The following is a 23,324-nucleotide window of genomic DNA, read 5'->3' as shown; positions in this document are numbered from 1 at the left end:
AGCATATGGAAATGACTGCACCACGGCTATTTTGAACGACGACATCATCGAAAGGAAATACGATGCCGCTCGTTCACATCTCCCTGCGCACTGGAAAGTCTGAGGCCTACCGGCAGGCAATCTTCGACGGCCTTTACTGCGCGATGCACGAAACCTTCAACGTGCCGGAAGATGATCAGTTCATGACCATCACCGAGCATGATGCAGTGAACTTCCGCTACAGTTCATCTTATCTTGGCGTATCACGAGGAGATGACCTCGTATACATCCAGATCACCGCGAACAATACCCGCACTGTGGAACAGAAAAAGGCTTTGTTCGCGCGGATCGTGGAACTGCTCGGCGACGACCCCGGCATTCGGCCGCAGGACGTGTTCGTCAACATCGTCGAAGTGGCGAAAGAGAACTGGTCGCTCGGCAATGGCGTTGCGCAATACGCCTGAGGCAAAGACCAGCGCTCCGGATCGGATAGTCGTCCACTTGGCCCCTGGGCACCTGCCGCGGCTCATCACGCGAAAGCCGGGGCAGTGTGCCCTGGTGCCTTCATTCCAAGCACATAAACTCACCCTTCCGGTCCGCAATAGGCGGTCCCATCCTCCGCCCGTGCCGGCTTTTCCAGATAGATGCCCTGGCGTGGAATGGCGATGCTGTCGAACTCGTCCGCCAGCCGGTGCAGCGCGGCGCGCATTTCCGCCCCCTGCATCGGTTCGCCGTGGCCGGTGATCACCAGTTCCGGTTCCAGTGCTGCAAGGCGGGCGACGGATTCCCGCGCCTTGTCCCATTCAACGGTGAAATACATTGGTGGGCCGTGCATCTCCGCCCGCTGCACGGCGACGGCGTAGGCCGATTCCTGCCCCGTGGTGACGAAGGCGTCGCCGACGATCATCGAGCGGTCGCGCTCCCGCCAGAAGGAGACATGGCCGACGCTGTGCCCCGGCGTGTGGACCCAGCGCCAGCCCGGCATGACCGGCACCGACCCATCCTCCGGCAATGCGCGCAGGCGCGATCCGACATCCACCGGCTTTCGCGGGTAAAAGCGTGCCAGCGCCGCCATCGCTCCGCCGCCAACGGACGGGTCACCGGGCGGGTAGGCGGCCTGACCGTTCAGATAGGGGTGTTCCAGCGGGTGGGCGTAGACCGGGGCATCCCACTCCTCCGCCAGATCCTCCAGCACGCCGACATGATCGAAATGGCCGTGGGTCATGACGATGGCGGCGGGGCGGGAGTCGCGGCCGAACCGCTCCGCCGCGGCGCTGCGGATGAAACCCTTGGTGCCCATCAGCCCGGCATCGATCAGCACCCATTCGCGGTCGCCGGCGCCCGGCGGACCCCAGAACACCACATTGACGATGCCGAGCCGCCGATAGGCGAGGTCGGGTGCGATCTCGTGCGTATGGTCGCTGCGCAGCGCATCGAGCGCCGGATCGATCGCGCTGCTGTCTTCCGACAGGGGAATCTGCGAGGCCATGGTCGTCCATCTCCTACCCGTGTCTTCCGACAACAGCGGGAAACGGTGCTTGTCCTGCAGTCCCCTGCCGGTCGGGCCCTTACGGCATGAACTGGCCGCCGTTCACGTCCAGAATCTGCCCGGTGATGTAGCCGGAGCAGCCATGGGAGGCGAAGAACAGGAAAGTCGGGGCGCATTCCTCAGGCTTGCCGAAGCGGCCCATCGGGATGCCGGTCGACACGCGGGCCTTGGCGGCCTCGTCCTTGTCGGCATGGAAGGCGGTGTCGAAGGTGCCCGGCGACACGGTGTTGAAGCGGATGCCTTCCTTGGTGTGGAAGGCGACCCAGTTCTTCTGGATGTTGTGCAGCCACGCCTTGGCCGCGCCATACAGACCGGCGCCCGGCCCACCGCCGGTATAGCCGGCGACCGACCCGACCAGGATGACGGACGCCGTCTGCCCGCTGTCCTTGGCCGACTGGCGCAGATGGGGCAGGGCATGCTTGGTGGTCATCAGGGCGGAACGGGCGTTCAGGTCGGTGACCGCGTCGAAGAACTCGTCGTCGATCTCCTCCAGCGGCTTGCGGGCGACCAGCCCGCCGGCATTGTTGATCAGCACGTCGATGCCGCCGAACCGCTCGACGAAGGCGTCGACCACGGCCTTGCAGGCGGCGCTGCTGCACAGATCCCCGGCGAAGAAGGCCGCCTCGCCACCCGTCGTTTCCATCGCCTTGAGGGTCGCGTCGAGATCGGCCGGCGCCTTGCGGCCGTTGATGCCGACCTTGGCGCCGTGGCGGGCGAAGGCCTGCGCCGCGGCCAGACCGATCCCCTGGGTCGAACCGGTGATCAGGACGCGGCGGCCCTTCAGATCGTCGAACATGGCTGTCTTTCCTTATAATCAGGCTTGATTCAGGGAACTGGCGGCGCCGGTTTGCCGCGTCTCCGCCCGATGGCTGCGCCAGCGCTTCACCAGCGGCAGGAACAGGGTCAGGATGGCGATGGTCAGCAGCACCACGGTGATCGGCCGGGTGTAGAGGAAGTCATAGCTTCCGCCCGACAGCGACAGGGCGCGGCGGAAGTTGGCCTCCGCCATCGGGCCCATGATCAGCGCCAGCACCACCGGCGATGCCGGGAAGTCCCACTTCTGCATGAAGTAGCCGGCGATGCCGGCCGCCAGCATGATGCCGATGTCGAACAGGCTGTTGTTGATGGCGTAGGTGCCGACCACGCACAGGACCAGGATCACCGGCGTCAGCACCGACTTCGGCATTTGCAGGACGCGGCCCATGACGCGCAGCAAGCCCAGCCCGATCACGAGCATGCCGACGTAGCAGAACAGCATGCCGGCGAACAGGGTGAACACCAGGTCCGCATGCTCCTTGAACAGCAGCGGTCCTGGCTGCAGCCCCTGCAGCGTCAGGGCGCCCAGCATCACCGCGGTGACGGCGTCGCCCGGAATGCCCAGCGTCAGCATGGTCAGCAGCGCGCCGCCGGTGCAGCCGTTGGCGCCGGCTTCGCAGGCGGCGACGCCGGCCAGTTCGCCCTTGCCGTAGTTCTCCGGCGTCTTGCTGAACCGCTTGGCCTCGTTGTAGGCGACATAGGCGGCGATGTCGGCGCCGGCACCGGGGATGATGCCGATCACCACGCCGAGGCCGGTGGAGCGCCCCACCGTTCCCAGCATCCGGCGGTAGGTCGCCCATTCCGGAATGATGCGGCCCAGCGCCGCGGCCATGCCCAGGCGGACCTTCGGGTCCTCCAGCGACTTGAAGGCTTCGGCTGCGGCGAACAGGCCGATCATCACCGGAATGAAGGGAACGTTGAACAGCTCGGTATAGCCGCCGGTGAAGCGGGGGAACCCGTCCATCGGGTCCATGCCGACCGTGGCGATCAGCAGTCCCAGGAAGCCGGCGATCAGCCCCTTGATGACCGAACGGCCGGAAATGCTGGCGATGATGCTCAGGCCGAAGACGGCAAGCGCGAAGCTCTCCGACGCGCTGAACTTCAGCGCGAAGCCGGCCAGGACCGGGGCAAGGAAGATCAGGACGATGATGCTGGCGGTGCCGCCGAGGAAGGAGGACAGGGTCGCGGTGCCCAGCGCCACGCCGGCCATGCCCTTCCTGGTCAGTTCGAATCCGTCCATCGCCGTGGCGGCGGCGGCCGGGGTGCCGGGAATGCGCAGCAGGATCGCCGTCACCGACCCGCCATAGACGCCGCCGAAGAAAACGCCGGAGATCATCAGCAGGCCCGACACCGGATCCATGCCGAAGGTGAAGGGCAGCAGGATGGCGACACCCATGGTCGCGGTCAGGCCGGGCAGGGCGCCGATGATGATGCCGAGCGTGACGCCGACCAGCGCCAGGAACAGCGCCAGAGGGTTCGCCGCCAGCATGGCGAAGCCGTTCATCAGAAGATCGAATTCATGCATGGCGGCGGTCCTCCACGACGTACGGTGCGGCCATGAAAAGGGCGCGGGCGGTCATTCGAACAGGCTCCCCACCGGCAACGGCACCTGAAGCGCATAGTGGAAGACGCCGTAGACGATCGCCGTCACGCCGACCGCCAGCACCGGGTTCCAGACCGGGCTGCGCTGCCCCATCAGCGCCATGATCACGGCCATGTAGACGGCGGTGGCCACGCCATAGCCGACATACTCCATGGCGACGATGCAGCCGGCGGTCGCCAGCATGCCCAGCGCCACGCCGGCATAGCCGGCGATCCCGACCGGCGCCTCTCCGGTGGCTGCCGGGGCGGTGGGGGTGCGCAGCGTGTTGGCGATCAGGATCAGGCACAGCACGATCAGCGCGCCGGCGTGGATGATCGGGAAGCGGGCGGCGCCGACATCGGCCGCCAGCATGCTCTTGGGGAAATCGCCGGTCGCGGCGATGGCCGAGGCCGCAATCGCGATCAGCACGACGGAGATCACGAGGTTGGCGATCTTGGTCGTCAGCGGCATAGCATTGCCAAAGCCGGGGCCTTCGCCCCCTGCGGGTGCGTTGCTCATGGTCCGGTCTCCTCAACCGATGAAGGCGTTCCCGGCGGCGGACCGCCGGGAACGGCGTCGGTCCGGCGTTACTTCGCCATGCCCAGCTTGGTCATCAGGTCCTTGAAGAAGGTATTGTCCTTCTGCATGACCTGACCGAACTCCGGACCGTCGGCATAGGCCCAGGTCAGGTTCATCTTGGCCAGCTGGTCACGGAAGGCCTGGTCTTCCGCCGCGGCCTTGCTGGCGGTGCGCAGGGTGTCGACCACCGCGGCCGGCGTCTTCTTCGGCACCACGATGCCGCGCCAGGTGGCGACGGACAGGTCGATGCCCTTCTCCTTCAGCGTCGGCACGTCGGGGAAGGTCTTGCTGCGCTGTTCGGCCATGACGGCGAGCATGCGCAGCTGGCCGGCGGCGAGCTGGCTCGACACCTCGGCCGGGCTGACAGACACCGCTTCGATATGGCCGCCCAGCAGCGAGGTCACGGCCGGGTTGGCGCCGTCGAACGGTACATGGTTGAAGGTGGTGCCGGACTTCTCCTCCAGCGCCTCGGCCGCGAGGTGCCAGATGGCGCCCGTGCCGGAGTTGCCGATGCGCACCTTGCCCGGATTGGCCTTGGCATGCTCCAGGAACTCTTCCACCGTCTTCCACGGCGCGTCGGCCTTGACGGTGATGGCGCTCGGCTCCGCGTTCAGGCGGGCGATCGGAGTGAAGTCCTCCACCGTGAAGCGGGCGACGCCCATATGCGGCAGCAGGGTGATCTCCACCGTGCCCATGCCGATCTTGTAGCCGTCGGGACGGGCGGCCATGATCTCGGTCAGGCCGACGGCGCCGCCGCCGCCGGTCTTGTTCACCACGCCCATCGACTGAGGCAGTTGCTTCTTGGCCGCATCGGCGAAGGCACGGGCTACGAGGTCGGTGCCGCCGCCGGCGGCATAGGGGACGATCAGCTCGACCGGCTTCGCCGGATATTCGGCGGCCAGGGCGGCGCCGGTGATGGTCGCGGTTCCGGCGAACAGCATGCCGGCGGACAGGCCGGCCGTCAGAACGGTACGGGTCAGGCGGGTAGAGACCTTCATGGCATTCCCTCTGGGTGTGCCGGCTTGTGCGCCGGTCGTTGAAAGGCGACGATCAAGAAAGGGCTGGTGATCAGCGGCCGGACGATCCCTCCGCCCAGGCCTGGGCGAAGCGCTTGGCGCGGGCCGCGATCTCCGCCGCCGGCAGGCCGGGGCTGTAGAGCGCCGAACCCAGCCCGAAGCCGGAGGCACCGGCGGTGCGGAAGGGCTGCATGGTGTCGGGCGTGATGCCGCCGACCGGCAGAAGCCGCACGCTGTGCGGGATCACCGCGCGCAGGGCCTTCACCACGGGCGGCGCGATCTGCTCGGCCGGGAACAGCTTCAGCGCGTCGGCCCCGGCGGCGATCGCCGCGAAGGCCTCCGTCGCGGTGGCGACGCCGGGGGTGCAGACCATCGAGCGCGATTTCGCGGCACGGATGATCGCGGTGTCGGCATGCGGCATCACCACCAGATCGGCGCCGATGGCGGACAGCCGGTCCACGGCGTCCAGCGTCAGCACCGTGCCGGCCCCGACCAGCGCGTCGGACGGCAGGCTGCTGCGGATGGTGGCGATGCTGTCGAAGGGATCGGGCGAGTTCAGCGGCACCTCGATCAGCCGGAATCCCGCCTCGTAGAGTGCCGCCGCCACCGGCTCCGCCTCGGTCGGGGTCAGCCCGCGCAGGATCGCGACCAGCGGCAGGGCGGAGAAGGCGGCATCGAAGCGGGCGGAAAGCGAAAGCTCGGTCATGGCGCGCTCATCGTGCTGGGGGTGGTGCCGGTGGCAAGCAGCCCGGCCGCGGCGGCGAACTGGAACAGGCCGCGCGGGGCGGTATTGCCCAGCTGTGCCGCCGGCGTGACGCCGAAGGCCGCGAGCCCGCGGCCATAGCGGATGCACAGCGCCGGGGCGCCGATCAGCAGCAGCGGTGTGCCCGCCGGCATTTCCGCCAGCACAGCGAGGCCGGAGCGCAGCTCGTGCCCGATCAGCAGGCCCGACAGGTAATGCGCCAGCGCCTCGGCCGGCATGCGCCTGGTCAGGCCCAGCGTGCGGGTCGCGAACAGTTGGTGGGGCAGGTCGCCGGGACCGGCGGACTGCGCGGCGCGGATTCCGACGGCGAAGGCCGCCGCCTCATCCTCGGGCGATGCCTCGCGGTCGGGGGGCATCAGGCGGCCGAGCAGCGAATGGGTCTTCAGGACCGCGAACAGCTCCCCCGTCATGTAGGAGGAGAAGGCGGCGATGCGCCCATCGGTGACGCGGACCCATTTGGAATGGGTTCCGGGCATGGCGATGCAGGCGTTTCGCGCCCAGTCGGCATTCTCGGCCAGCGCCCCGGCGATCTGGATTTCCTCTCCCCGCATCACGTCGGGGGGCGCGCCGGCCGGGTCGTGCAGAACGCCGGGGGCGATCAGGATGCGGCGGCCGGCCGCCGTCTCCACCCGCGCGGCCCGGTCGGCCAGGGTCGTCGCGTCTGCCGGGGTGGTGACATAGGGCGCCTCGATCCATCCCTGGGCGCTGCCGACCATGCCGCCCGCCACCACCGGCAGGCCGGGATGCGCATCCAGCCAGTCCCCGCACAGGGCGGCCAGGGCGGCGTCGAATCCGGCGGGGCCGGGCTGCGGCAGGTTCTGGATGCCGTGGGCGGACGCCCGTTCGGCAAGCACGCGCGCGCCGCCGTCCATCAGGAAGCCGCGCAGGCTCGACGTCCCCCAGTCCAGCGCGATCAGCGCCGGTTCGGTGGGGGAGTCGGCGGAGGAGGTTATGGTGCGATCCATCCCAGATCCTTGGATATCGCGTCCGCCGTGGCACGGACCAGCGGTCCCAGAGTGGCCATGCGGTCGTCAGGCATGTAGGGGACGGCGCTGGCGACGCTGATCGCCGCCACCACCAGATTCCGGCCGTCGCGTACCGGTGCGGAGACGCAACGGATGCCGAGTTCGTTCTCTTCCAAATCCATCGCCCAGCCCTGGGCGACGTAGCGGTCCAGCTGCTTTTGGAACTGCGGCCAGTCTGCGGGACACGGCCGATCGGCCGGCGCGTCGGGAGAGCAGAGCAGCGCGTGCAGTGATGCCCAGCGCGCAGGCGCCATGCCCAGCATCAGCGCCTTGCCCAGTCCGGTGGAGGCGATGGGCATGCGCTGTCCGGTGCGGGACCGCATCTCCAGCCCCCGGGTGCCGGGAATCTTGTCGAGATAGAAGACCTCGCCGTTGTCCTCGACGCCGAGATGGACGGTGTCGCCGGTGGCCTGTGCCAGCGCCTCGATATGCGGGCGGGCGACGGCGACCAGGGGGCGCTGCTCCAGCGCCTTCATCCCCAACTGGATCAGCTTCGGACCCAGCAGATAGCCCTTGTACGGGATGTGATGGAGATACCCTTCCGCCACGAGGCTGACGAGCATGCGGTGGGTGGTGCTGCGCGGGGTGCCCAGCCGGGCCGCGATTCCCTTCACGTCGCCGATGCCGGCGGCCACGCACTCCAACAAAGCCAGTCCGCGCAGCAGGGTTTGGGTTCCGGTGGCCTGCGGCTTGCCGGCCTCCGCCTCCTGCTCGGTCGCTTGGATGATTCCGCCCATGATTTGTTTGTTACCGTTGTTTTTCGAATGCTCGCGCATGTCCCAAGATGTGTCAAATAGTTTTGCATGGTGCCAAATAGTGGGACATGTTGCGGATGGCGACGAACGGTCGCGGGGGTGATTGAAGCGCTGCGACATCCATGATCGCGCTTTCAAAATCCTGTCGCTTGGGTCAGAAATGGGATTGTGCCGGGGCCGTTGGTCGTGGACCGGCGCAAAATGGTCATCCCAGGAGAAATAAAATGCGTCTCACCGTCCTTTCCTTCGTCAGCGCGACGGCACTGCTGGCCGGCTTCGGCACGGCGCAGGCGGACATCGTCATCGGACTCGGCACGGCGACCACCGGTCCGGTGGCGGCGCTGGGCGAGCAGTCGGTGTACGGCGCCAAGCAGGCGGTCGCGGACATCAACGCCAAGGGCGGCGTGCTGGGCCAGAAGCTGGTGCTGAAGGTGGGTGACGACGCCTGCGACCCGCGGCAGGCGGTGGCGGTCGCCAACCAGTTCGTCCGCGACCAGGTCGCGGCGGTCGTCGGCCATCTGTGCTCCGGCGCCAGCATCCCGGCCGCCGACGTCTACCAGGAGGAAGGCGTGGTGATGGTCACCCCGACCGCCACCAACCCGCTGCTGACCTCCAAGGGCCACCCGAACATCTTCCGCGTCTGCGGCCGCGACGACCAGCAGGGCGTGGTCGCCGGCAAATATCTGGCCGAGACCTTCAAGGGCAAGAACGTCGCGGTGCTCGACGACAAGCAGGCCTACGGCAAGGGGCTGGCCGACGTCGTGGTCGAGACGCTGGAGAAGTCCGGCGGCAAGGTCGCCTACCGCGGCTCCGTCACGGCCGGCGAGCGCGACTTCTCGGCGCTGATCACCAGCCTGAAGGACAAGAAGATCGACGCCGTCTATTACGGCGGCTATCACCCGGAACTGGGGCTGATCGTCCGTCAGGCGCAGGAACAGGGGCTGAAGCCGCAGTTCATCGCCGGCGACGGCCTGAACAACCAGGAATACTGGGCGATCACCGGCCAGACGGGCGAGGGCACGCTGTACACCGACAGCCCGTCGGCCGCCAGCGATCCCAAGGCGCAGGAACTGATCGCTTCCTTCAAGGCGGCCGGCCTGCCGGAGCCGGGCAACTTCGCCTTCTACAGCTACGCCGCGGTTCAGGTGATCGCGCAGGGCCTGCAGAAGGCCGGCAGCCCTGACGGGAAGAAGCTGTCGACCGCGCTGCATTCCGGCAGCTACGACACCGTCGTCGGCCCGGTCGAGTTCGACAAGAAGGGCGACATCACCAAGCCGAACTACGTGATGTATGTCTGGAGCAACGGCCAGCCCAAGATGGTCGCCCAGAAGTAACCGATATGCCGGTTCGGGGGGAGGTCCAAGCGGCTTCCCCCCGCCTCTTCACGCGTCACGGCTTCAGGCGAGCGCCGGCTCTTCGTTAACGGCCCGCTCGGCTGGCTGGATATATTTGCGCATGAAGTCGTCGACGGGCATCGGCCGGTCGAAGTAGTAGCCCTGGAAGATCGCGCAGCCGTGGTCGCGCAGGAAATCCCGCTCCGCTGCGGTTTCCACCCCCTCCGCCACCGCCTTCAGTCCAAGCCGGCTGGCGATCGACAGCATGGTTTCCACCAGCACGGCGTTGTGGCTGTTGCGGTCCACATCCTGGACGAAGGAACGGTCGATCTTCAGCTCTCCCACCGGCAGCTGTTTCAGGTAGGACAGTGACGAGAAGCCGGTGCCGAAATCGTCCAACGAGAAGGATATCCCGACCGCCGCCAGTTCCGACATCTTGGCGACGGTGTCGGCACAGTCGTCGATGGCGATCCCCTCGGTGATCTCCAGCGTCAGCAGGCGCGGGTCGATGCGGCTGGCGCGGACCGCGGCGATGACACCGGCGCAGAAGTTCTGCTGGCGGAACTGGCGCGGGCTGATGTTGATGGACAGGTGGCAGCTGCTGCCCGCATCGGCCAGACGGCGCAGGACATGACAGGCCTCCATCAGGATCCAGTCGCCCAGCGGCAGGATCAGGCCCGATTCCTCGGCCACCGCGATGAAGGCGCCGGGCGCCACGAAGCCGCGCTGCGGATGCTGCCAGCGGATCAACGCCTCGGCCGCGACCAGGGTGCCGTCGGCGCCGGTCTGCGGCTGCAGGAACAGCGTGAACTCTCCGGCATCCACCGCCTTGCGCAGATCCTGCTGCAGCGCCAAGCGAGCCTGGGCGTCCACCAGCATTGCGGGATCATAGTCGCGGATGGTGTTCCGTCCGCCGTCCTTGGCGGCATACATGGCGGTGTCGGCCTGTTTCAGCAGGTCCTCGACCGTTTCCTCCGCCGTCTTGGGGAAGACGGTCAGGCCGATGCTGGCAAAGATGCTGTGTTCATAGCGGTCCAGGCGGAAGGGCTGGGCGACGGCCAGTCGTAGTTTCTCCGCCACCCGCCATGCGACCTTGGAGGCTTCTTCCGGCGTCGCACCCAGGTCGGGCAGCAGGATGACGAACTCGTCTCCGCTCAGGCGGCTGACCAGATCGTCCCGGCGCAGGGTGGCGTTCAGCCGGGCCGCCAGTTCGCGCAGCAGCGTATCGCCGGCGACATGGCCGCGGGCGTCGTTCAGCCCCTTGAAGTCGTCGAGGTCGAGGAACATCAAGGCGCCGCACCGTCCGTTCTGCCGTGCCGTGCGCAGTTGGCCGTCCAGCTGTTCCAGCAGCAGGCGCCGGTTCGGCAGGTTGGTCAGCGGGTCGTAGTAGGCGAGGCTTTCGATCTGCCGTTCCGCCCGCTTCCTCTCGGTGACGTCCATCACCACGGTCAGATAGCCGCGCACCGCCCCACCGCTGTCACGCAGAACGCTGGTGGCGGCGGAAAGGGCGACGCGGGCGCCGTCCTTCCGCAGTCCGGTCCATTCGCCGGAATCGGGCAGGCCGCCGTCGCGGGTGCGGGCGACCAGCGCCTCGAAGCCCGCGGGCGTCGCGCCCCCCAGCTCTGCGGCAAGCCGGTCGGCATGGGCGCGAAGCTCCTCCCCGTCGTAGAGGCGCGGCAGGGACGCCGTGCCGACCATCTCGTCGGCCGGATAGCCGAAGATCCGCTCCGCTTCGCGGTTGAAGACGCGGATGATGCCGTCCAGCGTGGTGGCGATGATGCCGCAGGCGGCGCTTTCGAGAATGCCGGTATTGAGCGACAGGCTGTCCTTCAGCGCCTCGCGGCTGGCATAGGTTTCGGTCACGTCCTGGAAGACCATGACCACGCCGTGCAGGGTCCCGTCGCGGTCGCGGATCGGCGAGGCCATGTCGGCGATGTGGCTGCGGCGTCCGCCGCGCGCCACCAGCACCGTGTGGTTGGCGAGCCCGACCAGCTGGCCATTCTCCAACACCTCCTGGACCGGCACCGGAACCCGCTCTCCGGTTTCGGCATTCTCGATGTCGAAGACGTCGGTCACCGGCCGGCCGGCCGCCTCGCCGCCGCTCCAGCCGGTCAGCCGCTCGGCCACCGGGTTCATCAGGGTCACGCGCCCGGCGGTGTCGGTCGCGATCAGCCCGTCGCCGATCGACAGCAGGGTGACGCGCGCCCGCTCCTTCTCCCGCCACAGGTCGCGCTCGGACTGGTGCAGCGCCTCGTAGGGGTGATGGACCGCGGTGACGAACACCGCCCGGTACAGGGACCAATAACCGATGACCTTGTAGATGTGGCCGGCCACGTTGGCGAGGTCGTAGACGCTGAAATAGAGCGTGAAGCACAGTTCGCTGATCGCGATGGCGATGGCGGCGATCACCATGCGGTGGACGTCCAGCGTGCGGGCCTCGCGCCGCCGCCTGTGGAAGACCAGGGCGGCACCGCCATAGAGCAGGACCAGTCCGTATTCGACCGCGATCTTGAACGGCGTCAGCCCCTCGCCGGCGATGAAGGTGCGCGGCAGCAGGCCGGGATGCCAAAGCACGATCCAATAGACCGCCGCGGTGATCGCAAGCACCGCACCGATCAGCGGAAAGCGCAACGCCGCCGACCCGGGGCGCCAGGGCAGGACGGCGGCGAGCAGGAGTGCCGCGGCCGCCATCCCACGGGCGGCGAGCCAGAAGGCGATCGCCTTCTCCGGCCCCGACGGGGTGACGAAATCGGGCATTCCCGCATAGGACATCAGATGTCCGAAATCCAGAAGCGCGACCCCGAGAAAGCCGGTGGACAGGGCCAGCAGGGCCGGCGGGGTTTCGTCCGTGTGGGAATGCCAGCCGATCGCGAAGACCAAGGCGGCCACGGCGATGGCGAAAATCTCGAAGAAGGTGTGCAGAGGCAGGTAATGGGCAAGATCGACCGGGCCGGTCAGCCACGTCGCTTCGAGGACCAGCAGGAAGGGAACGGCCAGGGTGAGAATGGTCGAAATGGTGCCGGGCGGCTTGGAGCGGAACCTGTCCGCCGCCGTCTGCGCTACGCTTGTTCCGGTCATGCCGTTCCCCCGGGGCTGCGTGCTCGGCCGATCCGGCCGGCAGCCATTATACCTCTTTTCTCATATTAGAGCTTCTTTGCATTAACGGATCGTAAGCAATCGGGAAGACTGTCGGTGTCAGGCCGGGTTGATTGCCGGGCGGCGGTCCCAACCTCTATCCTGGTCAAGGCCGGGGCCAAGGCCATGCTTACAGACAATGCCGGGAAGGAAATCCGCATGTTCATCGCGATGAACCGCTTCAAGGTCCGCCACGGGGCGGAGCAGGATTTCGAAGAGGTCTGGCTGAACCGCGAGGTCCATCTGCACAAGGTTCCGGGCTTCGTGGAATTCCACATGCTGCGCGGACCCGACCGGGAGGAATACAGGCTTTACTCCTCCCACACCGTCTGGGACTCGGAAGCCGCTTTCCAGGACTGGACGCGGTCGGAGGCCTTCCGCGCCGCCCACGGCAAGGCCGGCACCAGCAAGCCCCTGTATGTCGGGCCGCCGGAATTCGAAGGATTCGAAGTCATCCAGACCGTGCCGCGCAATCCGAACGCCTGAACGCAAATCGGGCCGCCACACCATTCGCCGGGAGGGAATCCGATGCTGGAACTGGTCATCGATCAACGCCGAAAGAGCCTGGGCGGATTCGAGGTGGGGCGGGTCCTGCCCTTCGTTCAGCGGCGGATGGTCGGCCCCTTCGTCTTCTTCGACCATATGGGGCCGGTCGATTTCCAGCCGGGCCTGCCGCGCGACGTCGACGTGCGTCCCCACCCACACATCGGGCTGTCCACCGTCACCTACCTGTTCGAGGGCGAGATCATGCACCGCGACAGCGTGGGCTCCGAACAGGCGATTCGGCCGGGCGAGGTGAACTGGATGACCGCCGGCCGCGGCATCACCCATTCCGAACGCTTCGAGCGCGCCCGGATGGAGGGTGGATGGATGCACGGCATCCAGGCTTGGGTCGCCCTGCCCGAATCGGATGAAGAGACCGACCCCGCCTTCAGCCATTACGGCACCGGCGACCTGCCGGTCTTCGAACAGGGCGGCGTGCGCGGCCGGCTGGTGGCGGGCGAGGCGTTCGGGGCCAGGGCGGGGGTGAAGACCCATTCGCCGCTGTTCTACATCCATTGGGATCTCGCCCCCGGCGCCAGGGTGGAGTTGCCGGCCGACGGATGGGAGCGGGCCGCCTATGTGGTGGCAGGCTCCGTCGAGGCCGAGGGGCAGCGCTTCGAGGCGGGACGGATGGCCGTCTTCGCGCCCGGCCATCCGGCGGTGCTGACCGCCTCCACGCACTCCATCGTCATGGCCGTCGGCGGCGAACCACTGGGGCAGCGCTTCATCGACTGGAACTTCGTGTCGTCGTCGAAGGAGCGGATCGAGCAGGCCAAGGCCGACTGGCGCGCCGGCCGGATGAAACTGCCGGACCTGGACAGCGGCGAATTCATCCCCCTGCCGGAAATACCGAAGCCGCCCGCCAACCCCATGTCGTAGATGGCCGCTTCAACGCTCGCGTCTCCGCCAGCACCACGCAGCGGCGAGCACGGGGACGGACAGAGCCGCCCAGGACACGGCGTCCACCAGTCCGTCGTCCAGCAGGGCGGTGACCAAACCGGCGGCGGTGACGAGCGCGATTGCTGTGGGAATGGCGAAGATCGCCATTAGGGGGAGGCGAGTGCGCGGCTTCATTCCGCGGCCTCCCCGGCGACGGCGCGCAGGCTGTGGGCCGCGCCGGCCTGATCCTGGGCGCCGCGGCGGCGCGCGACCCACAAATACAGGCCGCTGCCGAGGATGACGATGGTCAGTACGTCCAGCACCGCCCACAGAATCTTCATCGGCAGCCCGCCGTAATCGCCGAAATGCAGCGGCTGCGACAGCCGCAGCGCCAGCATGTACCAGGGCATGGAGCGCATGTCTGTGAAGGCCCCGGTTTCCGCGTCGATCAGGGCGGGGGTCAGGATCCGGCTGGTGGCCGGCGTGGCTCCCTTCAGCCACACCGCGTAATGATGGTTGCTGGAGAAGCGAACGCCGGGGAAGGCGACGAACTGCGGGCGCATGCCGGGCGCGGCCTCCATGGCCGTGCGGACGGCCGCGTCGACGGAGGCGAAGCGCGCCGGCACCGGCTTGCCCTGATAAGGGGCGATCATCTCCGCCAGTTCGTTGGCGCGCCAATAGGCGACCAGCGGCACCGACAGGGTGTTGATGACGCCGGTCAGCCCGACCACCACCACCCACATCAGCGTGACGATGCCCAGCATGTTGTGCAGGTCGAGCCATTTCAGCCGCCTGCTGCGCCCGGCCCGCACCGTGCCGAAGGACAGCTTGCGCATGAAGGGGGCATAGATCACCACGCCCGACAGGGTGGCGAGGAACAGCAGGAACCCCATGAAGCCGAGGAACAGCTCGCCGGGCAGGCCTGCGAACATGTCCACATGCAGGCGCAGCATCACATGCATGAAGCCCTGGTCGTCGTTCAGGTCGGCCAGAATCCGCGTGGTGCGCAGATCTATGGCGGAGATGTGCATCTGCGACACCGGCGGGCGGGCGCCGGGTCCGGTCGTGACGTTCACCACCGGCCGGTCAACATCGAAGCTGAGGAACAACGGGCGCTCGCCGGGATAGGTGGCCAGTGCCGAGGCAACGGCGTCGTCCAAGGATTTCAAGGGCGTATCGGCCGGCATGGGCGGAAGGTTGTCTTCCTCCGTCAGCGCCTCGATCTCGTCATGGAAGATCAGCGGCAGGCCGGTCAGGCACAGCAGCAGCATGAAGACCGTGCAGATCAGGCTGGTCCATTTGTGGATCAGCGTCCAGATCCGGATGGTTCGATTGGTCATCGGGAGCCCCTCATGCCGCCGTCATGCCATGGCAGATCAGACATCCGCCGTTCAGAAATCGACGGACAACGACAGCTTGGCCGTGAGCGGAGCGCCCTGGCTCAGGTAGCCGCCATAGGCCGACGCCCAATAGGCCTTGTCGGTCACGTTCTCCACCGCCGCCCGGATGGTGACCGGACGGTTCTGGATGTCGGTGATCATCCGCGCGCCGATGTCGAAGCGGGTCCAGCTGGGGATCTTCAGCGTGTTGGCGGTATTGAGATACTGAGACCCGGTGTGGATCACACGGCCTGTCAGCGTCACGGTGGGGAATGACGCGGGGAGGAAGGGCAGGTCCCATTCGACGTTGGCGTTGAACTGGTGGCGCGGCACGCCGACGGCATCCTTGCCCTCGGTCGCGGCGCTGCCGGTGTCGCTCAGCTCCGGATCGATGAAGGTGGCGCCGCCCAGCAGCCGGACGCCCTGCACCGGTTCGCCGTACAGCATCAGCTCGATGCCGCGGTTGCGCTGTTCGCCGGACACGCTGTAGATGCGGGTGAACGCGTCGGTGACGCCGCTGGGCTGGGTGGTCTGGAACAGCGACAGCGAGCCGCCGAAGCCGCCGAAGTCCAGCTTGCCGCCGACCTCGTACTGGACCGAGCGGTAGGGCTCGAAGATTTCTCCGGCATTGGCCGCCGTGGAGGGGGCGGTCGGCCCCTGCGCCAGCCCCTCGATCCGGTTGGCGTAGAGCGACAATTCCTTGATCGGCTTCACCACCAGCCCGACCACCGGCGTCAGCGCCGACTGGTCGTAATCGGAGGTGCGGGCGCCGTTGGCCCTGTTGTAGCCGCGGACCTGGATGTTCTGCTGGCGCAAGCCCACGGTCACCATCACCCGGTCGTCCAGGATCGACAGCGTGTCCGACGCATAGACGCTGCGCAGCACCGACTCGCTGACCTTCGGCGGATCACCGACCATGCCGCTGGCCGATGTGGTCGCCGGGCGCGGGAAGCCGACCATGTTGTAGAGGTTGACGGCGGTGATCGTGCCGAATTCGAAGCCGTTGTTGTTCGTCGTCCGCAGCGCGGAGGCGCCGGCATTCAACTGGTGCCTGACCGGGCCGGTGTGCAGGTCGGCCCGAATGCCGGCCTGACCGGTGCTGGTGAAATCCTCGCGCGGGACGGTCAGGCGCCTAACGGTGCCGGTGCCGTCGACCCGCGTGATGGTGGGGGATGCATAGTCGCCGTCCTCGCGCATGCTGCGCATGCCGAAGGCGCCATAGGCGGTCAGGTTGGGCAGGATGTCGTATTCGGCGCGCATTTGGCCGAAGGTGTCGCGCATCTGCGAATAGCTCCAGGGCTGCGCGTAGTTCTGCGAAGCCGACGGCACCGCCGGGACGAAGCTGCCGAAATAGACCACGGGGCGGCCCTGCTCCACCCGTTGGGTCTGGGTGCCGACGTCAAGCGTCACGCGGGCGCGCTCGCCGCGATAGTCCAGCGCCAGGGAGCCGAGCTTCAGCGTCCGCTCCTCGTCGTCGATGGCGGTGTCGCCGCCGCGGACCGCGGCGTTGACGCGCACGCCGAACTGGTTGGCGTCGCCGAACCGGCGGCCGACATCGGCGGACAGGCCGAAGCGGCTGTCCATGGCATAGCTGGCGGTCAGGCGGGTCAGGGGTTCATCCTCCGCCCGCTTGGGCACCAGGTTCACGCCGCCGCCGATGCCGGACCCGCTGGGGGCCGCACCGTTCAGAAAGGCGTTGGCACCCTTCAGCACCTCTACCCGTTCGAACATGTTGGTGGCGACGATCTGGCGCGGTGCGGTTCCGTAGAGTCCGTCGATCGACAGGTCCTCGCCCGCCAGCTGGAAGCCGCGGATGACGAAGCTCTCCGCGAAGTTGCCGTAGCCGAGGCTGCTGCGCACCGCCGGGTCGTTGGCCAGCACGTCGGCGATGGTATCCGCCTGCTGGTTGCGGATCGTCTCGGCGGTGTAGCCGGTGACGGAGAACGGAACATCCATCGCGTCCTGGTTGCCCAGCGCGCCGATGCGCCCGCCGCGCGCCACCTGACCGCCGGCATAGGCAGGGGGCAGGGCGCCGGGACCGGTCGCAGCCCGGCTGCCTTCGATCTGCACCGGGTCGAGCTGGACGGCGCCGCCGGCAGCCACGCGCTCGACCGTCACGGTGTCGGTGTTGAGGAAACGGGCGGTCAGCCCGGTGCCCGACAGCAGGCGGTTCAGCCCCTCGCGCGCGGACATCGAGCCGCTGACGCCGGGGGAGTTGACGCCCTGCGTCACCGCGCCGGGGCTCAGCACCTGGATGCGCGTGGCGGCGGAGAAGGCGGCGAGCGCCCCGTCCACCGATTGCGGCGTGATGGCGAAGGTCACCGCGCCCGCCGGGTTCGTCTGCGCCATCGCCGCGGGGACGGTGGACAGCAGCAGCCCGGGCGCGATCAGCACCGTCGTCGCAAGAAGCCGCCCCAGGAACCTGCGGCCGAACAAGCCGCCTTGGACGCTGCCCCGGCGCCCGGTCGTCACACCCGTCATTCCAAACTTTGCCGATGCCATCGCTCGCCTCTGTCATCCGGTGAGAGACCGCGCCGCTTTCTGCGACTGCGTCTCATTCTCTTCTTTCCCGGACATGACGATGGGCGGACGGAGATCCCTGGGAAGTATTTTTCAGTCCACCAAGTTTTTTTCAGCGGAGCAGTGTCAGGTAGGGGGTGATGCGGGTGGCGCGCACGCCGAGGCCGCGCTCCAGCGCATCGAACACGGCATCCGGCCGGTCGAGCGCGAAGACGCCGGAGACCACGCGCTCCGCCGCCTCGTCGTTCAGCAGGACCACACGGCCCGGCCATTGCCGGTTCAGCGCGGTGATGACCGAGGCGAGCGACTGCTGGCGGAAGACGATCTGGCCTTGGCGCCATGCGAAGGCGACGGCGGGATCCGCCGCCCGTGGACCGGTCAGGCCGCGGGGGCCGGCCTCCGCGCTTTCACCGGGGCGCAGGCGGACGCTGCCGGGCCAAGGTGCGTGGTTGTCGGCGTTCGGATGGGCAGCGACCTCCACCAGCCCTTCGCCGACCGTGACAGTGGTGCGGTCGTCCTCGCGCCGGACGCTGAATTGGGTGCCCAGCACACGGGCGGCACCCGCCCCGCCTTCGACGACGAAGGGATGATCGGGATCGCGGGTGACGCGGAACCATGCCTCCCCGCGCAGGATCCGGACCCGCCTTGCCCCGTCATGAAAGTCGAGTGCCAGAGCGGTGTCGCCGTTCATCTCAGCGGTGGAGCCGTCGGGCAGGGTCAATGTCCGCCTCTGCCCGGTCGAGGTCACCTGATCCGCAACGGCATTCTGGTAGAGCACCGGTCCGCGCCAGACGCCGAACCCGCCGACCAGCAGCATGACCGCCATCGCCGCCGCGAAGCGCCGCACGCCGGCCGCCGGGCGTCGGGGTGCCGCGATGCGGGTTTCGGCATAGGCGGCGCGGGCGGGTTCCTTCAGGTCGTGCAGGAGGGTTCGCAGTTCGCTCCAGGCGTGGGCATGAGCCGGGCTGCGGGCCAGCCATTCGGCGAAGGCGGTACGCTCTGCCGGGCTGAGGTCGTCGGACTGAAGGCGGAAGAACCACGCGTTGGCTTCCGAGAACAGCCGGTCCTCATCCGGTCCGCCGTCTGCCGGCTTCCTGTGCTGTTCATCCCGGTGATCCATCGTGTCTTGCCGCAAGCTCCTGTTGCCTCGTGTCTGATAAGACGACCTGCGGAGGCCGATCCCTCAAAGAAAATGACCTGCCGGGAAATGGGCTCTGCCGATCATCGCGGCGGGCGCCGCCTCATGTGGGCGCGGCACTGTTCCAGCGCCGTGCGCAGATGGTACTCCACGGTGCGCGGGGAAATGCCGAGCCGCTCGCCGATGGCGCGGTAGGGCAGGCCTTCCACATGGTAGAGCAGGAAGACCTCGCGGGTTTTGGGCGGCAGGGCATCGATGGCGCCACGCAGCCGGGCCATGGTCTGGTTCCGCTCCACCACCGCATCGGCGCCGGGGCCGGCGGCGGGCAGATCGTCGTCGGGCGGCCCTGCCTCGCGCAGGCGCTGGCGCTTGGCGGCGCGGCAATGGTCGAGCGCGATGCGGTCGGCCACCACATAGAGCAGACCGGCCGGGTTCTGCACCGCCTCGCCATCGGACAGGCGGGCCAGCCGCAGGAAGGCATCCTGTGCCAGATCGCCAGCCGTTTGTGGATCGCCGGTCCGCCGGGCGATGGCACGCTCCACCCGCAGCCGGTGTGCATCGAACAGCTCCGCGATCCTGCGCGCCCAGGTTCCGACAGCGCCGGTCATCGGGCGCGCCAGGAACAGAGGTCGTTGACTAGGGCAGGGCGGAGCGTATCGGTCACGGGTGCGCGGAATGGCGGATGCGAAGGAACCGGCATCCGTGGGCTCATCGCCTGGGATGCCAGTTACATCGGTATAGCCGCACTGACCTTAGAACGCGAACGATTCTTATTTCCAGAAACTGAGTTGGGGACGCTCACCGGCTGATCGGCGTGAAGCTGTGCCATGCCGGCATGGTTCCCTTGCCCAGGCCTGGAATGTCGTAATCGGCGGCAAAGCGCGCCATTGCGTTGTTCTCGAGTTTGAAGCCGGCGGCGAAGAGCCGTTCAGCGGCCGCCATCTCATCGTCGCTCTGGATCTTGTTGGTCGTCGCGCTGGTTTCGTGATCGTCTTCGCCAAGGTCGAGATCGGCGAAGCGGTTGGTTTTGCTTGTGAAGACCGACCCCATCAAAGCGCCCTCCTCTTGGGAGAAATGCAGCTTACCGGATTGTCCAAATCCCTTGAGGCGCTCGGAGATCGATCGGTGCATGGCGCTCACTTCCTCCTGGCTGACCGATCCGCTTTTCCAGGCTTCGCCCAACCGGTCGAGATCCTCAAGCGCCGCCCAATGGTCCGGATTCTCGGCCGCTTTGGCCGCGGCGGCGTTCTGTTCGCGCAGTACCTTCATGCGTTCAGCCATCTGCTGCTCTTCAGCGCTATGGCCGCCCTCGGTTACGAAGCGATTGAACAGTGCATTCTTCGCCAGGGATCGCAGGCCCTTCACCGCGTCATCCGCCGATACGCGGCCGGATTCCACCAAGCTTTCCAACTGCTTCTTGCTGTCGGAGTCGAGATGTTCGAAGGCTTTCGCCGCCATGCCGGTCAGAGCCTTGCCAAGCTTGCTGACGGAGACGGTATCGCCGGCCGCGGCTGCCGGTGCGGCTGGCGAAGGGGAGGGTGCGGCCTTGCTTGAAAACAGCTGGGTCGCTGCGGTTGTGGTGGACTTGCCGGTCAGCGCCGCCCAGGCGTTGCTGTAAACGCTCTGCACCATCTCACATCCCCAACCTTGCGTGGCGATGCGATCACCATAGCGCAAGCGCGGATATGAGTAAAAATTGCGCGGGATTTATAACGATGTTTCCTCCACCGCCGCGAGCAGCGGTGGAGGCTCTGCCGACCTCAAACGTGGAAGCTCTCGCCGCAGCCGCAGCGGCCTTTCTCGTTGGGGTTCTTGAAGACGAATCCGGTCTGGAACTTGTCGTCGACATAGTCCATCTCGCTGCCGATCAGGAACATGACGGCGGCCGGGTCGATCAGGATGGTGACGCCCTTGTCCTCCACCACCTCGTCGAACTTCATCTTCTCCTTGGCATACTGAACGTCGTAGCTGAGGCCGGAGCAGCCGCGCGCCTTCACGCCGATGCGCAGGCCGACCATGTCGTCGGTGGCCTTGGACATCAGCGCCTTGACGCGCTCCGCGGCGGCGTCGGTGATCGTGAGCGCCTTGGGCAGGGAACGGGCCATGGTGACGGTCTCCTAAATACGGCTCAATACGGCTCAGAACATATCCAGTTGCAGGCGGGCTTCCTCGGACATCATGCCCTGGTGCCAGGGGGGCTCCCACACCAGTTCGATCTTGACCTCGTTGACGTCCTCGACGCCCAGCACGGCCTGACGGACCTGCTCGGGCAGTTCGCCGGCCACCGGACACATGGGGCTGGTCAGCGTCATATCAATCTCGACATTGCGCTGGCCATCCATGTCCACACGGTAGATCAGGCCCAGTTCCCAGATATCGACCGGGATCTCGGGATCGTAGCAGGTCTTGATGGCCGCCACGACGCGATCCATGATCTCCTCCCGCGGGTCGTAGCCCTCGGGCGGCTGGGGCATCGGGGCGAAGTCCTTGGACTCGGAAGCCTCGGTCGCCGCGTCGGCCTTCAACTGCGCCTCGGCTTCGGCCGGGTTCGGAGCGATCGGGCGCTGCGTCAGGGTTTCATCGGGCATTTCGATCCCCCTTCCCTCAATACTGGTCGCTGGAGGCCGCAGCCTCGCCGTGGAGTGCCGCGTTCATCGCGTGCCAGGCCAGCGTCGCGCACTTCACCCGCACCGGGAACTGGCGCACGCCGGACATGACCATCAGCTTTTCCATGGTCTCGTCATCGACACCATCGGGGATGTCGGGCTCGTCCTGAGTGCACAGTTCATGGAATGCGTGGAACAGCGTCTCCGCCTCCGCCGCCGTCTTGCCGCGCACCAGCTCCGTCATCATCGACGCGCTTGCGGTGGAGATGGCGCAGCCGCGGCCCTGGAAGGCCACGTCGTCGACCACGCCGTCCTTCAGGGTCAGATAGACCATGAAGCGGTCACCGCACATGGGGTTCTCGCCCTTCGCCTCGCGGTTGGAGTCGTCGGGATGGCGGAAGTTGCGGGGATTCTTGCCGTGGTCCAGGATCACTTCCTGATACAGCTCGCGCAGATCGTCCATCATGCTCCGAAGAACTCCTTGACCGCCTGGAGGGACTGGACGAGGGCGTCGGCTTCCTCCCGCGTGTTGTACAGGCCGAAAGAGGCGCGGACGGTCGGCCCGACGTCGAACCGCTCGGCCAGCGGCTCGGCGCAATGGCGGCCGACGCGCACGGCGACGCCATACTGGTCGACGATGGTGCCGACGTCGTGCGGGTGCACGCCCTCCAGCGCGAAGGAGATGATCGGCCCCTTGCCGGGCGCGGTGCCGACGATGCGCAGGCCGTCGATCTGCGACAGCTGCTGCGTCGCGTATTGCAGCAAATCGTGCTCGTGCGCGGCGATGGCGTCGCGGCCCAGCGCCTCGACATAGTCGATGGCGGCGCCCAGCCCGATGACCTCGGTGATCGGCGGCGTGCCGGCCTCGAAGCGCGACGGCGGCGCCTTGAAGGTGGTGCCTTCGAAGCTGACGCTCTCGATCATGTCGCCGCCGCCCTGGTAGGGGGGCATCTTCTTCAACAGGTCGTACTTGCCGTACAGCACGCCGAGACCGGTCGGGCCATAGAGCTTGTGCGCGGTGAAGACGTAGAAGTCGGCGTCGATGTCCTGCACGTCCACCGTGCCATGCACCACCGCCTGGCTGCCGTCGAACAGGACGGGCACGCCGCGCTCATGCGCCAGCTTCGCGATGGTCTTGGCCGGGGTGACGGTGCCCAGCACGTTGGAGCAGTGGGTGATCGCCACCAGCTTCGTGCGGTCGGACAGCAGATTCTTGTATGCGTCCATGTCGAGGACGCCGTCCTCGTCGCAGGGCACGACCTTGATGACGATCTTCTTCTCGGCCTGGAGCAACTGCCACGGAACGATGTTCGCGTGATGCTCCATGATCGACAGGATGACCTCGTCGCCTTCGTTGAGGAAGGTGCGGCCATAGCTGGCGGCCACGAGGTTGATCGCCTCGGTCGAGCTGCGGGTGAAGACGATGCAGCGGTCGCTCGGCGCGTTCAGGAAGCGCGCGACCTTGGTGCGCACCGCCTCGAACTGGTCGGTGGCGGTCTGCGACAGGAAATGAACGCCGCGGTGGATGTTGGAATAGTCCTCCTCCAGGAAGCGGGTCATGGCCTGGATGACCTGACGCGGCTTCTGGGCGGACGCCCCGCTGTCCAGATAGACGAGAGGCTTGCCGGGCTTTCCCTTCCTGGCGTGGACGCTGCGGGCGAGGATCGGGAAATCCTCCCGCACCCGCTGCACGTCGTAGGCTTGGTTCAGGATGGCATCGGACATG

The 23,324-nt window shown here is 67.2% G+C and carries 23 protein-coding genes; 4 read left to right on the top strand and 19 right to left on the bottom strand.

Annotated elements, in window-relative coordinates; translation table 11 throughout:
• Nucleotides 1-62: 62 nt before the first annotated feature.
• Nucleotides 63-443 carry a tautomerase family protein gene (locus tag ACWPKK_RS24015; RefSeq protein ID WP_452009290.1) on the top strand — a complete coding sequence of 127 codons (381 nt, stop codon included), beginning with the start codon at nt 63-65 and terminating at the stop codon, nt 441-443.
• Between the two features lie 119 nt (nt 444-562).
• Here the strand turns inward: ACWPKK_RS24015 and ACWPKK_RS24010 are convergent, their stop codons facing one another.
• The 8 genes from ACWPKK_RS24010 to ACWPKK_RS23975 all read right to left on the bottom strand — a co-directional run bounded on the left by ACWPKK_RS24010 (nt 563) and on the right by ACWPKK_RS23975 (nt 8,046).
• Complete coding sequence (locus ACWPKK_RS24010) at nt 563-1,468, bottom strand: MBL fold metallo-hydrolase (protein WP_452009288.1); 906 nt, start codon at nt 1,466-1,468, stop codon at nt 563-565.
• A gap of 79 nt (nt 1,469-1,547) precedes the next feature.
• Nucleotides 1,548-2,324, bottom strand: coding sequence for an SDR family NAD(P)-dependent oxidoreductase (locus ACWPKK_RS24005; RefSeq protein ID WP_452009285.1), 777 nt, complete (start codon nt 2,322-2,324; stop codon nt 1,548-1,550).
• Nucleotides 2,325-2,342: 18 nt separating this feature from the next.
• A complete protein-coding gene (locus ACWPKK_RS24000) occupies nt 2,343-3,869 on the bottom strand; it encodes a tripartite tricarboxylate transporter permease (RefSeq protein ID WP_452009282.1) in 1,527 nt (508 codons plus the stop codon).
• 51 nt (nt 3,870-3,920) lie between these two features.
• Nucleotides 3,921-4,445, bottom strand: a complete 525-nt coding sequence (locus ACWPKK_RS23995) for a tripartite tricarboxylate transporter TctB family protein (RefSeq protein ID WP_324869938.1) — start codon at nt 4,443-4,445, stop codon at nt 3,921-3,923.
• A gap of 68 nt (nt 4,446-4,513) precedes the next feature.
• Nucleotides 4,514-5,503 (bottom strand): tripartite tricarboxylate transporter substrate binding protein, encoded by a 990-nt coding sequence (locus ACWPKK_RS23990; protein WP_452009279.1) that lies wholly within the window; start codon nt 5,501-5,503, stop codon nt 4,514-4,516.
• 70 nt (nt 5,504-5,573) lie between these two features.
• Nucleotides 5,574-6,227: a 2-dehydro-3-deoxy-6-phosphogalactonate aldolase gene (locus ACWPKK_RS23985; RefSeq protein WP_452009277.1), complete on the bottom strand. Its 654-nt coding sequence runs from the start codon at nt 6,225-6,227 to the stop codon at nt 5,574-5,576.
• Nucleotides 6,224-7,249 (bottom strand): 2-dehydro-3-deoxygalactonokinase, encoded by a 1,026-nt coding sequence (locus tag ACWPKK_RS23980; RefSeq protein ID WP_452009275.1) that lies wholly within the window; start codon nt 7,247-7,249, stop codon nt 6,224-6,226. Before ACWPKK_RS23980 ends, ACWPKK_RS23985 begins: the two co-directional genes overlap by 4 nt.
• A complete protein-coding gene (locus tag ACWPKK_RS23975) occupies nt 7,234-8,046 on the bottom strand; it encodes an IclR family transcriptional regulator (RefSeq protein ID WP_452009272.1) in 813 nt (270 codons plus the stop codon). Before ACWPKK_RS23975 ends, ACWPKK_RS23980 begins: the two co-directional genes overlap by 16 nt.
• Nucleotides 8,047-8,288: 242 nt before the next feature.
• Here ACWPKK_RS23975 and ACWPKK_RS23970 point away from each other — a divergent pair, with 242 nt between their 5' ends.
• On the top strand, nt 8,289-9,398 hold the full coding sequence (locus ACWPKK_RS23970) for a branched-chain amino acid ABC transporter substrate-binding protein (RefSeq protein ID WP_452009269.1): 1,110 nt from the start codon (nt 8,289-8,291) through the stop codon (nt 9,396-9,398).
• Nucleotides 9,399-9,461: 63 nt separating this feature from the next.
• Here ACWPKK_RS23970 and ACWPKK_RS23965 read toward each other — a convergent pair whose 3' ends face one another.
• Nucleotides 9,462-12,476, bottom strand: a complete 3,015-nt coding sequence (locus ACWPKK_RS23965; RefSeq protein WP_452009266.1) for a bifunctional diguanylate cyclase/phosphodiesterase — start codon at nt 12,474-12,476, stop codon at nt 9,462-9,464.
• A 216-nt stretch (nt 12,477-12,692) separates the two neighbouring features.
• On the opposite strand from ACWPKK_RS23965, the gene ACWPKK_RS23960 reads away from it, so the two are divergent.
• Together ACWPKK_RS23960 and ACWPKK_RS23955 are read left to right on the top strand one after the other, a co-directional pair.
• Nucleotides 12,693-13,019 (top strand): antibiotic biosynthesis monooxygenase family protein, encoded by a 327-nt coding sequence (locus ACWPKK_RS23960; protein ID WP_452009649.1) that lies wholly within the window; start codon nt 12,693-12,695, stop codon nt 13,017-13,019.
• Nucleotides 13,020-13,061: 42 nt separating this feature from the next.
• The gene (locus ACWPKK_RS23955) at nt 13,062-13,955 is read left to right on the top strand and encodes a pirin family protein (protein ID WP_452009264.1); all 894 of its coding nucleotides are present in this window, start codon (nt 13,062-13,064) and stop codon (nt 13,953-13,955) included.
• A 9-nt stretch (nt 13,956-13,964) separates the two neighbouring features.
• Here ACWPKK_RS23955 and ACWPKK_RS23950 read toward each other — a convergent pair whose 3' ends face one another.
• The 10 genes from ACWPKK_RS23950 to ACWPKK_RS23905 form a co-directional block, all read right to left on the bottom strand.
• Entirely contained in the window at nt 13,965-14,150 is a 186-nt protein-coding gene (locus ACWPKK_RS23950; protein WP_452009261.1) for a hypothetical protein, read from the bottom strand.
• Nucleotides 14,147-15,295 (bottom strand): PepSY-associated TM helix domain-containing protein, encoded by a 1,149-nt coding sequence (locus tag ACWPKK_RS23945; RefSeq protein WP_452009258.1) that lies wholly within the window; start codon nt 15,293-15,295, stop codon nt 14,147-14,149. Before ACWPKK_RS23945 ends, ACWPKK_RS23950 begins: the two co-directional genes overlap by 4 nt.
• A 51-nt stretch (nt 15,296-15,346) precedes the next feature.
• Nucleotides 15,347-17,815, bottom strand: coding sequence for a TonB-dependent siderophore receptor (locus tag ACWPKK_RS23940; protein WP_452009256.1), 2,469 nt, complete (start codon nt 17,813-17,815; stop codon nt 15,347-15,349).
• A 151-nt stretch (nt 17,816-17,966) separates the two neighbouring features.
• Entirely contained in the window at nt 17,967-18,974 is a 1,008-nt protein-coding gene (locus tag ACWPKK_RS23935) for a FecR family protein (RefSeq protein WP_452009254.1), read from the bottom strand.
• Nucleotides 18,975-19,075: 101 nt separating this feature from the next.
• Entirely contained in the window at nt 19,076-19,600 is a 525-nt protein-coding gene (locus ACWPKK_RS23930) for an RNA polymerase sigma factor (RefSeq protein ID WP_452009251.1), read from the bottom strand.
• 190 nt (nt 19,601-19,790) lie between these two features.
• Nucleotides 19,791-20,624 (bottom strand): hypothetical protein, encoded by an 834-nt coding sequence (locus tag ACWPKK_RS23925; protein ID WP_452009249.1) that lies wholly within the window; start codon nt 20,622-20,624, stop codon nt 19,791-19,793.
• A 128-nt stretch (nt 20,625-20,752) separates the two neighbouring features.
• Nucleotides 20,753-21,097 (bottom strand): HesB/IscA family protein, encoded by a 345-nt coding sequence (locus ACWPKK_RS23920; protein WP_109865217.1) that lies wholly within the window; start codon nt 21,095-21,097, stop codon nt 20,753-20,755.
• A 33-nt stretch (nt 21,098-21,130) separates the two neighbouring features.
• Nucleotides 21,131-21,580 (bottom strand): iron-sulfur cluster assembly protein, encoded by a 450-nt coding sequence (locus tag ACWPKK_RS23915; RefSeq protein ID WP_452009246.1) that lies wholly within the window; start codon nt 21,578-21,580, stop codon nt 21,131-21,133.
• A 16-nt stretch (nt 21,581-21,596) separates the two neighbouring features.
• The gene (sufU, locus tag ACWPKK_RS23910) at nt 21,597-22,064 is read right to left on the bottom strand and encodes a Fe-S cluster assembly sulfur transfer protein SufU (protein WP_452009243.1); all 468 of its coding nucleotides are present in this window, start codon (nt 22,062-22,064) and stop codon (nt 21,597-21,599) included.
• On the bottom strand, nt 22,061-23,323 hold the full coding sequence (locus ACWPKK_RS23905; RefSeq protein WP_452009241.1) for a cysteine desulfurase: 1,263 nt from the start codon (nt 23,321-23,323) through the stop codon (nt 22,061-22,063). The genes sufU and ACWPKK_RS23905 overlap by 4 nt, the downstream gene beginning before the upstream one ends.
• Between the last annotated feature and the right edge of the window lies 1 nt (nt 23,324).

This window comes from Azospirillum largimobile (assembly GCF_977007025.2).
The sequence above is the reverse complement of the archived record's forward strand: the minus strand, read 5'-3'. Positions and strand labels throughout refer to the sequence as shown.